Annotated in this window: 15 protein-coding genes; all 15 read left to right on the forward strand. The window is 32.7% G+C overall.

The features are described 5' to 3' along the window. The first annotated feature begins 52 nt into the window (after positions 1-52). Positions 53-514 (forward strand): hypothetical protein, encoded by a 462-nt coding sequence (locus tag IJ22_RS09320; protein WP_062408606.1) that lies wholly within the window; start codon positions 53-55, stop codon positions 512-514. A gap of 34 nt (positions 515-548) precedes the next feature. Further along, a complete protein-coding gene (locus IJ22_RS09325) occupies positions 549-1,553 on the forward strand; it encodes a hypothetical protein (protein ID WP_062408607.1) in 1,005 nt (334 codons plus the stop codon). Between the two features lie 81 nt (positions 1,554-1,634). After that, positions 1,635-2,381, forward strand: coding sequence for a coiled-coil domain-containing protein (locus IJ22_RS09330; RefSeq protein ID WP_062408608.1), 747 nt, complete (start codon positions 1,635-1,637; stop codon positions 2,379-2,381). A 10-nt stretch (positions 2,382-2,391) separates the two neighbouring features. Further along, complete coding sequence (locus IJ22_RS09335; RefSeq protein WP_062408609.1) at positions 2,392-2,877, forward strand: hypothetical protein; 486 nt, start codon at positions 2,392-2,394, stop codon at positions 2,875-2,877. Beyond that, complete coding sequence (locus IJ22_RS09340) at positions 2,874-4,148, forward strand: hypothetical protein (protein ID WP_062408610.1); 1,275 nt, start codon at positions 2,874-2,876, stop codon at positions 4,146-4,148. Before IJ22_RS09335 ends, IJ22_RS09340 begins: the two co-directional genes overlap by 4 nt. Positions 4,149-4,165: 17 nt before the next feature. Further along, entirely contained in the window at positions 4,166-4,681 is a 516-nt protein-coding gene (locus IJ22_RS09345; RefSeq protein ID WP_062408611.1) for a hypothetical protein, read from the forward strand. A 21-nt stretch (positions 4,682-4,702) separates the two neighbouring features. Next, a complete protein-coding gene (locus tag IJ22_RS09350) occupies positions 4,703-5,185 on the forward strand; it encodes a hypothetical protein (RefSeq protein ID WP_062408612.1) in 483 nt (160 codons plus the stop codon). Then, entirely contained in the window at positions 5,186-5,917 is a 732-nt protein-coding gene (locus tag IJ22_RS09355; protein ID WP_235594291.1) for a hypothetical protein, read from the forward strand. It abuts the gene before it with no gap. A 70-nt stretch (positions 5,918-5,987) separates the two neighbouring features. After that, complete coding sequence (locus IJ22_RS09360; protein ID WP_062408614.1) at positions 5,988-6,764, forward strand: hypothetical protein; 777 nt, start codon at positions 5,988-5,990, stop codon at positions 6,762-6,764. Positions 6,765-6,887: 123 nt separating this feature from the next. Further along, complete coding sequence (locus tag IJ22_RS26530) at positions 6,888-7,037, forward strand: hypothetical protein (RefSeq protein WP_201023609.1); 150 nt, start codon at positions 6,888-6,890, stop codon at positions 7,035-7,037. A 130-nt stretch (positions 7,038-7,167) separates the two neighbouring features. Further along, positions 7,168-7,668 carry a hypothetical protein gene (locus IJ22_RS09365; protein ID WP_062408615.1) on the forward strand — a complete coding sequence of 167 codons (501 nt, stop codon included), beginning with the start codon at positions 7,168-7,170 and terminating at the stop codon, positions 7,666-7,668. Then, positions 7,637-8,074, forward strand: a complete 438-nt coding sequence (locus IJ22_RS09370; RefSeq protein WP_062408616.1) for a hypothetical protein — start codon at positions 7,637-7,639, stop codon at positions 8,072-8,074. The genes IJ22_RS09365 and IJ22_RS09370 overlap by 32 nt, the downstream gene beginning before the upstream one ends. A gap of 12 nt (positions 8,075-8,086) precedes the next feature. Beyond that, on the forward strand, positions 8,087-9,100 hold the full coding sequence (locus IJ22_RS09375) for a tyrosine-type recombinase/integrase (protein ID WP_062408617.1): 1,014 nt from the start codon (positions 8,087-8,089) through the stop codon (positions 9,098-9,100). Between the two features lie 18 nt (positions 9,101-9,118). Continuing rightward, positions 9,119-9,304, forward strand: coding sequence for a hypothetical protein (locus IJ22_RS09380; RefSeq protein ID WP_062408618.1), 186 nt, complete (start codon positions 9,119-9,121; stop codon positions 9,302-9,304). Positions 9,305-9,606: 302 nt separating this feature from the next. Continuing rightward, complete coding sequence (locus tag IJ22_RS09385) at positions 9,607-16,296, forward strand: phage tail tape measure protein (RefSeq protein ID WP_062408619.1); 6,690 nt, start codon at positions 9,607-9,609, stop codon at positions 16,294-16,296. The last annotated feature ends 1 nt before the right edge of the window (position 16,297 follow it).

Below are 16,297 nucleotides of genomic sequence, written 5' to 3' on the forward strand. Positions count from 1 at the left end.
ATTAAAACAATTTCAAAAATAAATAATAATTAATCAAGGAGTGGATTTTAAAATGCTTAGAAATATTATTACTGGTTCCAAAGTTACAGAAATTTATAAGGTAAGTGCTGACTTGAAGCGTGGTTCTGTAGTAACAAAAAATTTGAGTACAGGAAAGGCTGAACCAGCAGATGGTGAGGGTGTACAAATCTATTTTTTAGATAAGGATAATCAACCACAAGGACATCTTAGTGATGTAGAAATTAGCCAATATGATAGCTCTCTGGATACCGTAAAAGCAAATGAGCTTGGGGTACTTGTGAAACCTATTGTTGGAACACAATGGGCAACCGATCAAGTTTCTGGTACTTTTTCTGTTGGTGATTATGCGGTTGCAGGAACTGCTGCAAACAAAGGTAAGCTTATCAAGGCTGTTGCCACAAAAGTATCTACGTTAAAGTATGTTGGTACTTATGATGATGCAGGTCACACACTATATCAATTTGAAGTAGTAAACCCTTTCACAGTAGCCTAATAAATTAAGTTAATTCAAGGAGGAAATATATATAATGAGTAAATTATTTACAACCGAAATCGCTTCTGCAATTAAAGAAACAAATATTATTGAACTATCTGAAAGAGCAAAAACAAACACACTAGATGCAAGTGACAAGGAAATGATTGAAGTGCTTGATACTTTTGCAAAAGAGATTGGTACTTCTGGTAAAAGCTATGATAACAATTTTGTTATTAGTGAACTTATTAAACGTACAGTAGAGCCACTCGTGTTCCAGCCTGAAACTAGTATTCTCTCCAGTATCTTTAATATGGGTTCTATTGGTGAATTTGATGAAGCCATGTATACTGGCCTACCTAAAAATACAATTAAAGTGTATGATGCCGTGCGTGGTGGTAATGTACCTAAATCTTATGTCGATCCCGGTGTTTTTCAACCGGTTAAAACTTCTCTGCAAGTTGAAACTGAATTGAATTATTCGGATCTTCGTCGTAATGGTTGGAAATCGATTGCTAAAATGACTGAACTCACTCGCGAAGCATTTGAACAAGAAATGTTTTATCGCTTGTTTGCTGGTGTGGATGGTGCTCTTGACGCTTTGACTGGTGAGCAAGACATTGATTCTGGTTCTGCTCTAACTCAAGCCAACGCAGAAACACTGGCACGTTATTTGCGTGACATGTCCGAGGGGAATCCATTTATGGTTGGTCTTTCGAAGTATATTGATGGATTTGCACGTCTTAATGGATATGAATCGTATTTGAGCGACGACTTGAAAAATGAACTAAATCGTGTAGGACGTTTAGCAATGTTTGATGGTGTAAAACTGTCTTCCATTCCAACCGCCAAGAAAACTGCAAAAGGTAATACTCTCGTTCCTGATAAACGTATCTTCGGTATTGCTGGTATTATTGGTGATGCTCAAATTCGCGGTGAAATGCGTTTGTATGAAACTTACGATAACAACGCTGAGAAGGTAGAGTTGAAGTTTACAGGATATGATTTTGATTATGTAATTTACTATCTTGACAAAATTGCACGCATCACATTTTCTTAATTAAACGAGAAATATTAAAGACGCTGATTCTTTTAGATGAAGCGTCTTTAATATTTAAAAATAATAATGGGAGAGATTAGAATGAGTATAGATTTACTAAATGGAAAGATTAGAGTCTACAACTATGAATTATCGCCAGTTGGGTTTCCAAGTCAACATAGTCAACAAGGAGTATTTCTCCGTGGACGAGATGAAGAAGAGGAATTCGTTGTAGAAAGAGTTGCTTTTGATGATATTGAAGCTGAAAATTCCAAGTCCGATCTATTTAAAGTAGGAAGGATTCGCTTCCATCCTGATGAAGAAGATGAAGTATATCAAAAGTTAGGAATTGAAGATCGTGAAAATATAATGACAGATAAACAATTAGCTGAATTTCTTATGACGGATACTATTGAAAATGTAAAACGTATTAGTAATCTTAGATCAGTAACTTTGATTTCAAGAATGAAATCCATGCTTTTTATTTTAGAAAGAGCAGGTAAGATTCCTCCACACCGTATTTCTGCATCTGTGATTGAAAGAGGAAATGAGTTGATCAGCGGAGGAAAACGGAATCCAGATAGCGAAATTAATAAAATTCTAGAAGCAGAGAAAAAAGTTAATGAGGAAAACAAACTTCAAAATACTTTAAATGAGCTAATGGAAAAAGTTGCTACACTTGAGAAAGAAAAAGAAGCAGAAATTAAAGCAAAGAATGAAGTAATTATTCAATCTCAAGCTGCCATAGAGAAATTGCTTAAAAAAGTTGAAGAATTAACCCAAAATAATCAAGTGTCCTACGATACTCAAAGTAAAAAGCAAGCAGGAAGACCACCTAAGAACGGGTAGGTGATATTATTTGGCAACTTCATATGAGTTAATTTTTAAAAAATTTATAAAGAAACTTAAAAATGATGAAAATTTTTTTAATTATAAGAATTTGACAGATGAAGAAGTCGAAGAAATGATTAATGACCACTTAAACAGTCTATTGGATAGGTCTGTTTCATTCATTTATAAGTTTGGTAATCCAGACATCAACTTATATGATAGAAATGATGAATTGCAGGAGTTTAATGTTGATTTAGTAAATCAAGAGATTGATCTGCTTTCTGATTTAATGTATTTTTCGTACTTTGAAGAGCAAAAAAACAAAGTAACTGCCTTTGAATTGACTTTTCGTAGTAGCGAATTAAATGTGTTTAGCCCATCAAATGAACGAAGAACTGTTTTAAATATGATAAGCGATCTAGAAAACTCATCCGTGGATGCCATTCAAAATTACTTAAGTAGAGATAGAATTACTTGGAATTATAAAAGTATCTACGGTAGTGGTTCGTCATGAACATTTCGAATATTAATAAATATAAAAAATATGTAGAAAATGGCACATACCAAAATAAAACTCTACAAAAATTAGCAGAACGTTACAGCAATCAATATCATTCGACAATTTCTCATTTAGATATCATTATTCATTCTGACAGAGCAAACACTATTATTAAAAATGGATTAGAATACAAATGCATTGTTGATTATGGGAATCTACCAAAAAAATCAGCATTGAGTAATATTCAGCTTGTATTTTACAGAGAAGTTATAACTAAACATGAAGACAATATTAGAGCTGGCGACATTGTAGAATTTGCATTTAATAATGAAGCAAGAAAAACATATTTATTTTTGAAGACTATTGAAATAAGAGAAGATGGATATGATTTAAGTATAATGCAGGAGTGTAATGCTGAACTTAAATGGATAGATGATAATGGAAATATACAAATATTTCCTTGTATCTTTTTTTCAAATAGTCGATCAAATTTTGGGATTAGCAGTGATAAACTGATGATGCTTCCAAATGGCAGAAGACAAGTTATAGTTCAAAGGAATGAGCACACTGTTAAATTTAAAAGGCATATGAGATTTATGTTTGGTGGAAGTGTGTTTAAAGTGATTGATTTTGATGCTATTAGTGACGATGGAATTGTGAATCTTAATATGCAAGATGACTTATTTAATCCTGCTACAGATAATGAGGATCTAGGAATTGCTGATTATCGTGAAAGTAATTATAGTCTGAAAATTTTAAATGATAACAACATTTCTGTTGAATTAAATCAAACCTTACAACTAAGTGTTGAGGCATTAAAAAATAATACTCCTGTAAACATCAATGAAATAACATTTGTATCAGATAATCCGAATGTGGGAATTATTGATAATTCTGGACTCTTTACTCCTGTTTCAATTGGAAGTACACTCATAACTGCTGAGTACAAGGGTATTACATCGTCTATAGTAATTTTTGTTCGGGATATTCAGTACAATAATTATACAGTTGATTTGGAAGGAAATGACTCTATCTATTATAACAAATCGTCTAAATATACTCCGATATTCAAAAATAACGGACATGTGATTGATGAGCAAGCCACATTCTATATAACTGCAGACGATGGATTTTCTCCTACGAATTTGGCAACCCTCTCCTCTCAGGTTAGTAATGAATGTGTTATATTAGCTGGCAATAAAACAGGTTATATTAGACTTCATGTTAACAGTATGAATGGATTGATTTCAGGACACAAAAGAATCTACATAAAATCATATACATAAGAAACGGATGGTGTAAAATGGCAGAAGCTATAGTAAGGCTTGGTGAGTTGCGCGTAGAGAGCTTTGTTCAAGGTGAAGTGAATAATTGGCTTGTCTATGATGTACTACCTAAATCAAAACTCCATAGCAGTGGATTAGATGGCGATGTTATTCTTAAGGCTTCTACTCCTGCAATAGAAATTGTTGAGTCTGATTTGGATATACCAATTGAAGAAGGGTATGGATATGCGTTTTCTGTTGGGACTGATAATAAGTTAAAAGTTGCATTTAATAAGAGTTTGCATACAGACAAAACAAGTGCAATATCTGCACTATCTTGTGCTAGTGTAACTTATGAACAAGGTAACTTAACCCCAAATGGAAACAATTATATTGCGATTGCACGTAATAGCATGGGTGAAGAAATTCATCGTACTACTCCAATGCCACTTACTGCATTAATGAATGTGATCACTACATTAGATGACACACGCGCGACAGCTTTTGGAGGCAATCTAATATTTCATATTGAAAGGGATTATATTGTAAATTAAAAATAATTGTGAGGTGAGTAAATGTCTAGACTTAAGGAATTAACCAAGTATAAAAATACAATCATAGAAAGATTGGTTGGAAACCAAAATATATGTAAGGCTGTATTTTATCAAGATAGAAGTTTTCTTGAGAAGCCTGACGTTGCACCCGAACAATTATTATATGAGAATATCTATCCTTACAATTATATCCCAGAAAATGCTGATAATCTCAGTGTTGCAAAAACATATATAACAATATCTATAACGGATTATCGTAAAGCAGGAAGCATTAAATTTAAAGCAGGAAATATCTTTATTAATGTAATAACACATAAAGATTTATTTAGAACTGATTATGGATTTTTAAGAACAGACTATCTGATTTCTGAAATCGATGATTTGTTTGAAGGTAAAAGAGGTGTCGGTATCGGCACTCTGGAATTTATGGGCGCAAAAGAAATTACAATTAATGAACAATATATGGGAGCATACCTGCATTATCGTCCTGTTGATTTTGGATAGGTGATTTATTTGAATAATCGCTTACGTTATTTTCTTGGAAAAAGACCCGTAAAAATAAAAAATGTTAATATTTATTCTCCTACTATCGATGCAATTGACGATATTGGAGAAATTCAATATAACATTTATTTGGCTGTTGCAACATTCAATAAAGAAGTGGTATTTAAGAATTTATTCAATTTATCCAGTGAAAATTATGAGGAAATTGAAAATGAAGATGCTTATGAATTATTTGTATCTATTCCAGCAATCAGAGATGTATTAAAAAATGCTTTATGTTTTTTTACAAGAGAAAATGTTGAATTCGATAGTATATTGTTTGCATATGTCGCCAACAATCAAGTCATTATTGATAAAGAGAATTATGTTGAAGTGTCAAATGTAATATCAGAGCTAAATGGGATAGTTGAAGAAAAAAATAAGTCTGTTAAATTTAAAAATAAAAAAGCAAAAGAATTGTATGAAAAAAGAGAAAAGCTAAGGGTAAAATATAAAAAGAATACTACTGATGATTCGTTAGGACTTAAAGATATTCTTTCAATTCTTTGTAATGCCGATGGCAATGGAGTCAATGTGTTTAATGTTGGACAATTAACGATCTATCAAGTGTATGAGCATTTTGAAAGATTAAACATTAAAGAACAACACACTCGATTATTGCGCGTGTGGGCAAATGGATACCTTAGCAAAGACGATAAACTTCCAGAATGGATTACTAAAAGTAAATTATAGATACATATTTAATTAAAGTCTCCGAAAGGAGATTTTTTTTATTCTACATAATATAAGGAGGAACAAATAAATGCTAGATTTAGGTCGTTATGGTTCAAGGGAAGTTATGGATTTACAGCTTTTTAACTATTTAACAAAAGCTCCAATTATGACAATGGATTATGCTACTTCTTCGCAAACAGAAAATACTGCCGAGACTGTATATGCAAGAGGAGGCAGAGGGAATCCAAGACGTATTGCATGGCATGGAGACAAAGAAACAATTGTTACTGTAGAGACTCAAATTTTTACTATGCAACATTTGGCGCTTTTAGCTGGTGAAAATATTGTGTCTGGTGCAAATGAGATTTATAAGAGTGAAGTTCTTACGGTTGAAAATGGTGGAACAGGAACCAAAATAATCAATCTGTCCAAGATACCAGTGGGAACAGTCGATGATGTAGCTGTCTTTGTCTATAAAAACGGTATCTTGGGACAATCGCAAACAGTTGAGACTATTAGCAACAAAGAATTGCAATTAGCTTCAACTTCTACGGCTAATATCGGTGATGAAGTTCAAGTTTATTATAGATGGAATGCAACTAACACTCACAAACTTTCTTTTACAGCAAAAGGATTTCCTCCATATATATTTATGGTTGGTGACACTGTTTATAGTGATGAAAATTCTGGTGAAGTAGTATCTGCACAATTAAAATACTATAGGGCTAAATTGCAACCTAACTTTACGATTACCAGTGCCCCGTCAGGAGACCCTTCTACTTTATCATTGGTATTTGATGTGTTCCCTGTAAAAATCAACGGTGTGGATACATTATATGACATGACTATTTATGAGGACGAGTAATAATAATTATATAGAATAAATTATTTAAATATAACCAAACCTACCGAATAAGGCAGAGATAACCTCTGCCTTATTTTTTTAAAAAACTATGATAAAATTCTCATTTTATAGGGAGTTGTTATAATGGCTAAGTTTGAGATTTCTGATGCAGTATTAAATAATATTTTTTTGTTTCTTGATCGTGTTAAGTATGAGGGATTGAAGGAAAATCGAGCATTAAATGAAATTATGAGTGTTTTAACAAATCCAATTAAAGAAGAAAATGATAAATAGTTTCTATATATAAAGTCTGAATTCAATATGAATGTAGATTATTCTATTAAGATAGTAGTTTTATTATTTTTTTAGTTATGAAGACAAAAGAAAAAACCGAGAAAATAAAAAATAAGGGAGAATGATTTAGATGAGTAAAACTACAAAAAATCTTTCTATGAACTTGGTAAAAAAACAGGTTAACCAAAAATTCAAAGATAAGAAAAAGGTTATTTTTGATGGGGTTAGTGTTGATATTGATGTTGTTTTTCGCCCTTCCAGAAGAAATTTACTTACAGCAGAATTCATGGATATTGTACACACTGCATTGATTGATAATAAAAAAATAGACTCTGGTGTTGTCCTTGCTTTAGGTACTGCTTTAATAATCAAGCATTTCACATCTATTGAGACTGATGCAGAAGGCTATGATGGAATAATGGAAATGCTTGATTATTTAAAAGACGGAGGATACCTTGAGAAAATTATCAGTTCTTTTGAAGGAAAAGAATTGGAAACTATATTTGAAGAAATCGAAAAAACTTTCAAATTTGTTACACAAGAATTAAAAAAAGAAGTAGACAAAATAAGATCGACAGAAAATAATGCAGGTGAAGAAAATGGCAAACAAGAACTTCACGAATCTGAATGATTTGTTTAAATATATTCATAGCGAGAACAGTAAAGTGCTACAAAATGAAGTGGCAGACGCTGTTAAACAGCAAATGCATGAAGTAATTGAAGAAGTGACTTATGAACAATATACCCCTACTCAGTACGTTAGAACTCACGAACTATCCAATATTGCAAATATGGAAGTAACTGTGATTGATAATGATACAATACAAATTATTAATACAAGACATGATGGTGATAGAGATGTAGCTAGAATTGTAGCTAAAGGTATTGGCTATAGTTGGGTAAATTCTGCAATTTATCGTGCTCAACCATTTGAGCGTAATTTCTACGAAGATACTATTAATTTCTTGAAACATAATGGTAGACATATTGAATCATATAAAAGGGGTATGAAGAAAAGAGGGTTTGATGTAATTTAGGAAGGTGATTCAGTGAGCAAATCAGAACGTGGAACAGTATACAACAGAATTTTTAATATAGAAGAATGGAAAGAAGTAAATCAAGAAAATAAAAATATTATGGAAGATTTTCTTGAAGAATATACTCAACGCAAGATGAAGAAATCCACAATCGACCAGTATAAGAATGACTTGAGGATTGTTTTAATTTACATTAAACGTAAATTGGGTAATAAATGTATTTTTGATTTAGGTAAAAAGGATTTTAGACGTTTCAGTATTTGGTTAAGTGAAGAATTAAAACTAAGTAATGCTAGGTCAAACCGACTTATGAGCGCTGTACGTTCCCTTCTTACATATTGTGAAGATGACGATGATTATGACTATGATAATAATGTTGCAAAGAAAGTTAAAGGCTTGCCGAAAGAACCTGTTAGAACAAATGAAGATGATTTCTTTTTAACTTTCGAGCAAGTAATGAAACTTAGACAAGAACTAATTAATCGCGGTAAGTTGCAATATGCTGTTTTACTTATGGTAATGTTTGATAGCGGTGGGAGACGCAATGAAGTCAGTCAAATAGTTAAACATGGACTTCTTGATGGAAATAAGACAAATATTGTGGTAGGTAAACGAGGTAAGACATTTCCACTTGTTTATTTAAATGATACAAGAGAATTAATTGCTGAATATTTAAAACAGCGTGGCGAAGATGATATAGATTCTTTGTGGATTATTGGTAGCGGAGAAAACAAGAAACCTGCTGGTTATGATGTCTTGTATGATCGTGTTGTGTATATGTCTAAGGTGCTAAGTGAAATTGAAGGAAAAGATATTCAATTTTTCCCTCACAGTTTACGACATTCTAGGGCAGAATGTTTACTTCAAGGCGAAGATTTGAGAATCCTAGATGAAGAAGGAAAACCGAAAAAATTTAAGCTTGAAGAAGTTCAATTGTTCCTTCATCATTCTGACCCTAAAACTACGCAAGGTTATGCGAAAGATCATTCAGAAGAAATGATAAATAATATGTTTAATTTTGCATAATAGTGAGGTGTGAACCTAATGAAAGCCAATATTTATGGATTTGAAGTTGAGGGAACCCCTCAAGAAGTGATTGAATTTAAAAAACTTATTGAAACTCAACCTAAACAGACTTACACATATACCGCTTCTCCATATCTTTATAAGCCTTATATTAGTGACAATCCCATTAAATGGAGCGAAAACACTTGTAGTACTCAAAGTTAGCAAGTCACTAAGAATCAATACAGGATTGGCCATATAATTCTAATTTAATTTTTTTATTCTTTAACAAAACAGACCATATCTCTCTATTCTTGAGGTATGGTTAATTTTGTTAAAGAGAAGATAAAATGCTTATTTCATAATAATGTTGTTTACGTAGTCAAAGTGTTATTTTTTGTGGGTTCATAATTAGTGGCGTAATGCCACACTTTTTTGTTTGATTTTTAAATAAAATATAGTGATTTAAAGAAGCGATATAACTTAGTTCGCTTCTTTTTCTATTTTTTGAAAAGGAGTGAATTATTGTGTCAGATACACTAAAGATTTTAATACAGGCTGATTTAAATAAAGGTTTATCAGTTAAGTCCATCAATGAGTCCATTCAGGCAATTTCGAAGCATCCAAGTTTACAGAAAATAAAAGTTAAACTAGATGTTGACATTGACACATCATTTGTAAAAATACTTGATGAATTTGCCAACAACTTAAAGAAAATTGCGCAAGTAACCGATGTTCAAAGTAGTGTAACTAATAATGTAACACAGAAAATAAAAAATGAAACAGAAGCCATTAATCAGCAAACAAAAGCTGTAGAAAGTCTGTTACGAGTACAAGAAAGATTTAATGGAGTAAAAGAAAAAATTGGTGAATCAATCACAACTGGAAGTAAGTATCAAAGTGTAACTGAAAATAGATATATTAATCCTGATGGAACAATTAAGACCATTGGGTACACAAGTAATTATAATGCAGAAAAAGAACGTGCAGATGCCGAAAAACTTGCAAATCAGATTGCAGATGGTCGAATTAAAGCACAAGAGAAATTTGCTAAACAGCAAGAATCTCAAAGAAAAAAAGAAATTGATGCCGCTCATGCAGAAGCAAAAGAATTAAATGATCTCGCTAATCAAATGGCTGAATTTCGAATTAAAAGCCAAGAAAGAGTGCGAAATTTTGAAAAACAATGGAATGAAAATCAACAAGCACAAATACAGAAGAATGCAGAAATAGAAAGAGCGGAGATTGCTAAGATTCAAAAAAGTCGTCAAGCATATGAGGACTGGTGGAGTAAAGCATTAAAAAACAGAGATATTTCTGATGCAGTTAAAAAAACTAAGACACAAGAAGAATTATTAAAAGCAACTAGATCAAATCTTCTTCAGGAAGAACGTGAGTATCAGAATTTTGTAAATAAAGTAAAAAAAGATTATGACGATTTGCAAGCATCTATTAGAAGAAATCTATTGCAGGAAGAGCGAGATACTGAGAATTTTGTTAATAAGGCAAAGAAACAATATGATAGTTTAATTAAGAAACAAGAAGATCTTATATTAAAAATAGGGGAATATCAGCGGAGATATTCAGGAGATAAAAATCTTGTTAGTAACTTAAATAATTTAGCTGTTGACGCTAAATCTTTAAACCTTGCCCAAAATGGCGAACAGGTTTTAAATAAATTGAACCATCGATTGAATGAATATGTAAACCAAGCAAAATCCGCTACTTCTCACAGTATTTCTTTAAGAGAAGCACTATCAACTGCATTCCAGAAATTCCCCATATGGATGGTTACTGCCACCGCTTTCTATGCACCGTTTCGCGGACTCCAGTCAGCTATAGACATGGTGGTACAACTAGACTCTCAGATGGTTGAATTGAAAAGAGTAATGGATCAGGATACTAATTTTGAGAACATGCTTCGTGGCAGTATTGAATTGGCAAATGAACTTGGTCGCTCAATTACAACTGTTAATGAGGCTATGATAGGCTTTGCAAGACAGGGTTTCAGTGAAGATCAAGTTTTAGCGCTCACAAGAACTGCAACATTGGCAACGAATATATCTGAGTTATCAGGTAAAGAAGCAATGGATGCCATGACAGCCGCGATGACCATTTTTAATATCGAGGCAAGTAAATCGATCAGAATCGTGGATGCGTTAAACGAGGTAGACAACAATTTCGCGGTTACTACAAAAGACCTAGCCATAAGTTTAATGAAGGCAGGGAGCACAGCCAAGACATTTGGCGTAACCATGGAAGAGACAATTGGAGACGCTACTTCTATTATGTTGGCTACAAGAGAAAGCGGAGCAATTGCGGGAAACGCCTTAAAAACAATCTATAGCCGACTTACTACTATGCAGCCCGCTATAGATGCATTAGCTTCAATCGGTATTAACGTAAAAAATGCTAGCGGAGAAATGAAGAGTGCAACGGAAATTATCGACGAATACTCGTCTAAATTCAATAGCCTAACAAAAGAGGAACAACAAAATACTGCTGTTGTGCTGGCCGGACGATACCAACTTAGTCGTTTTCTTGCTATGGTACAGAACAGAGCAGAAGCACACAAAGCCACTCAAACAGCCCTTCACTCGGAGAATAGTGCAATGCGTGAAAACGCCAAATATATGGAATCTTTGCAAGCTAGAATCGAAAAGTTAAAGGCAGCTTGGCAAGAGTTTAGTCTAACGATAGGTGAAGCGGTTATTAACGATGGAATTATTGCTATAGTTGGCTCTTTAACATCTCTAGCAAATACCTTTTCAGGAGCGGTAAGCACTATTGGTTTTCTGCCGATTATTCTCGGGGCAGTTGGAGTCGCCGCTGCTGGTTTAAACAGAAATTTTAGAACTCTAACAATTTCTGTGTTAACTTTAGGTAAAGGTATAGATGCATTAGGTGTATCTTCAGCGAAAGCAAAAGTCGCTCTTAGAGGCTTGGTTGCTTCTACTGTTGTTGGAGCCGCTTTTGTTGCATTAGGAATAGCATTAGAAGGCGTAATTAGAAATTGGTCAGAGTTACAACAGGTAAAAGAGAAACAAGAACAACAAGACAAAATATCTATTCAATCGTTAAGTTCTCAAGAAGATAAAGTAAGATTTCTTGCTGAAAGATATAAAGAATTATCATCAATAATTAATCCGACAAGAGAACAAACAGAAGAGTTATTGAAAATTCAAAATGAACTTAATGACCTTATGCCTTCTTATACTGCTGGAATTGATGCAACTGGTCAGGCTCATTTAAAAAGTGCTGAAGCCATTGAACTAGAAACTGAGAGACTGAAAGAGCTTCAAAACCAAAGAGATAAAGCTAATACGGATAATTTTGACAAAAATGCACGTAAGCAAATAAGGGAAATTTTCCAAAATATTGAGTCGGCTGCTCTCAATCGTTCATACCTAGACACACTTGGATTTGCATTATCTGAAAAAGCAAAGACTGGTTTATTGAACGATATTAGTAAAATTGATTTTAAAAATAAGGAAATATTTTTAAAATTAGCTGGTGATATTGAAGAGTATAACAAGTCTGTTCTTAGAACAAAAGGAAGTATTGATGCTTTAACCAAAGAAGATCAAAACGCAATAAAAGAGAAAATTAAACTGGGAATGGAAACAGTTAAAAATACTAAGAGCAATGAATCAATGATTGATTCATATCAAAACTTAAAACGCGAAACTGAAGAATATTCTCAAAAAATTGTTGAATTGCGTAATCAAGTAGGTAATGTTGGAAACATCTTTTCTTTTGATGAATTAAAATTAATGTCTCCAGAACAACTAGATTTTATTTCTCGACTTAGTAAAAAAAATATAGAATCAGCAGACTCTTGGAATGCACAGAGAAGATCTATGCTTAGTGCAGGATTTACATTAGAACAAGTAAACAAGATTATTGATGCAGGAATTAAAGCACTGTTTAATCAAAAGGCTGCTATTGATGCCGCTTCTGGTGCAATGGAAGATTCTAATGATGTTAACCAAGAGTCATTAAATAAACATGAAGAATTATATAAAAAGATAGGCGATACCTTTTCAAGAATAAATACACTTGCTTCAGCTTATCAAAAATTACAAGAGGGTCAACAACTATCATTAGATGAAACACTGAATCTAATGGAGAAATACCCTGAACTTATAGACTATCTTTCTGAGCATAATGGCATTATTCAAGATAGAGGTGCTATTCTTCAATGGGTTGCAGAGAAAGAACGTAAAGCTCACTTAGCTGAACAGCAGAGGCTTTTAGATAGCGTAAATAATACATACAATGCTCTTGAAGCTAAACGAAAGATGTATGAGATTTTTTACACTAAAATAAACCCTCTCTTAGTATCCGAATCTTTTACATCTAAATGGGGCAATCCAACTGGTGTCACCGAAGATAATAATTTCTTATTTGCAGATTCATATAAAGGTAAAAAGTTTGGACTTACAGAAGCTGACGAAAAAGCCCTCAAAGATGCAGAAAAACGCAAAAAAGAGTTAGAGGTTGTGATTGCCTTGTTGTCGCAACCAATTGATCTTGCTACATATGGCGGGAATAAACCTAAAAAAGAACGTGACAAACAAGATACACAGGCAACCCTACACACACTAACCGATTTCACCAAAGAAGAAATAAACAATATCAACCAAGTCATATCTGCTCGTGATAATAACATCAAATCTCTTGAGCGCCAAATTAATATTGCTGATAAAACTGGAAACTACAATAAAATAATCGAGTTTACCAATCAACTTTTAAATGAACAAAAGAGTAAAATCGACGACATTAATACAGCGAATTCTCGTCTATCGTCTTCTGCTAATAATATTCGCTCAACTTATCAATCCTTGGCAGATCAGTTTGCTAAAGACGGTATAGGATTTGATGCTTGGTTTAATGACGATGCCACCGCTTCTAAAGTTTTTATAAAAACAATCCAAGATATCGATAAAACAATACAAAAAATTGAAGGAGATGGACTTAATCTAACTGACACCCAAAAGGTTCAAATAAAGAAACTTGAAAATCAAAAATCTTTATATGAAAAAATATTTAGTCAGATTCAATCTATTAAACAAGCATGGAACGGTAATACTGAAGAAATTCAAAAGATTTCCGATGCTATTGATGGTTTGAGTGAAAAAGTAGTAGACGCTAAATTTAATTTTTCCAAATCTTGGATTGAAAATAGTAAAGCGTTTGGAATGCTTGACTTAGAAGGTGAATTAGCGGCTTGGAAGCGCATGTTAGAAAATCATAAAGACAATGAGCAAGATATTCAATATATGCGCGAAGCAAATGCTGCGAAAAGAAAAGAGATCGAAAAAGAAATATTTAAGTTATCTTGGGAGTTATTAAAACAAACAATCGATAAATCGGTTGAAGAAGTAAAAAAATATGATGACCAATTAGAAATATCTAAAGATCGCATAGGATTATTAAAAGAAGAATCTAGGGAATATGCTGAAGAACTTCAAAACCAAATTCAAATTCTTCAAAATAAACTTAAAGCAGAAGAAGCGCATGAACAAGTTATTCGAAAACAAATGGAAACCGTTGGTCTAACTCAACAGCAATGGAACGAATTAAACCAACAATTAAAACAATCTATTCTCGCTCAAATTGATATTGCCTCTTCAATTAAGTCAACAAATCAATCCTTAAAAGAACAATTAAATACTTTGTCTGATGATGTAGTTGATATATATAAAGAAATGTATAAAAAACAAAAAGAAGTGGCTCTAAAGGGGATTGAGAATGAGCAAAAAGCTTTAGAAAAATCGCATCAAAGAAAAATTAATATGCTTGACGAGGAAATGAAGAAATATGATGAACTTGTTCAAGCTAGGTTAAAAGCTCTTGATGAACAAGCAAATGAAGAAGATTATCAGCAACAACTTACTAAACTTACTAAAGAGCGAGATGAAATCCAGAAAGAAATTGATAAGCGGAAACTAGATACTTCTCTTGAAAACAAAGCGAAAACTGCCGAATTATTGAAACAACTTCAAGAAAAAAATGAAGAAATTGATGATTTTCAAAAGAAACATCTTAGAGAGGCAGCAAAAAAGGCACTTCAGGAACAATTGGCTGACAAACAAAAAAGCATTGATTCTCAAAAAGAAATTGAGGATAAAGCATATGAGAATGAAAAAGAACGACTTGATAATTTAAGAGAAGTTACTGATCAATACTATGAAAATTTAATTCAAGATGAACGCAAATACAGACAGATTCGTGAAGAAATACAGCGAGGATATTTTGATCGTGTAAAAGCAGATTTGAGACAGTTTGCTACTTTTACACAAAATAACTCTCAGATTATTGGTCAAAGCATTTCAAATAATTTGATTGATAAAATTGACGATGCTTCAAAAAGAATTGGCGAAACAAGTACCATTTTTAATACTACTTTTTCTAATATGGCAACAAATCTACAAGATACTATGATCTCAAAAGTTGATCAACTTATCTCTAAATTCAAAGATTTGGATAATTTGAAGTTTGGTAATCTCACTTCTCAATTGGGTGATATTAACAAAACAATAGAACAAATGAAACAAAATAGTATTAATTGGTACAATTCAAACAATGAAGATCAACAAAAATTATCACAGGAAAATCAAAGGTTGGGTAGTAGTATCGGGGCTACAATGGATTCAAATGGGGAATGGGTTAAAGATGGTAAGCAATTATATAGTATTTATTACCAACCTAAAGAAGAAGAAAAACCAAAAATCGAAAAAATGAAAGAAAACTCTAAGTTGTGGAACAGTGCAGACGCGACTCGCAAGAAAGAACTTGAACAAGCGAATCAATGGATGGGACAACAAATCGGAGCTACATATAAAAATGGTACATGGTTTAAGAATGGCTTACCTCTTTATCATAGCGGTGGTATTGTTGGAGGCAAGAGTATTCCATTGATAGAAAAACTTCATAAAATGTTCAATCTTGGTTCAGATGAAGAATTATCTATTTTAAAAAAAGGAGAGTTAGTAATAAAAAACAAACCTGTTGATATTATTAGCAAACTTATAAATAAGATAAAGACTCCTGATTTTTCAAATTTTTCTCTGTCACCAAGAGCAGTTACCGCAGGAAATAATGTCTATCATGACTACACTTTTAGAATTGATAAAGTTATTGGGGATAAAAAAGGAGCCGAAAGTTTTGTTGAAGAAGTATTTAAAAATATGAAGAATAAGGGAAAGGTATAAT

The sequence above is a fragment of the Paenibacillus naphthalenovorans genome, assembly GCF_001465255.1.
Lineage (GTDB): Bacteria > Bacillota > Bacilli > Paenibacillales > NBRC-103111 > Paenibacillus_G > Paenibacillus_G naphthalenovorans.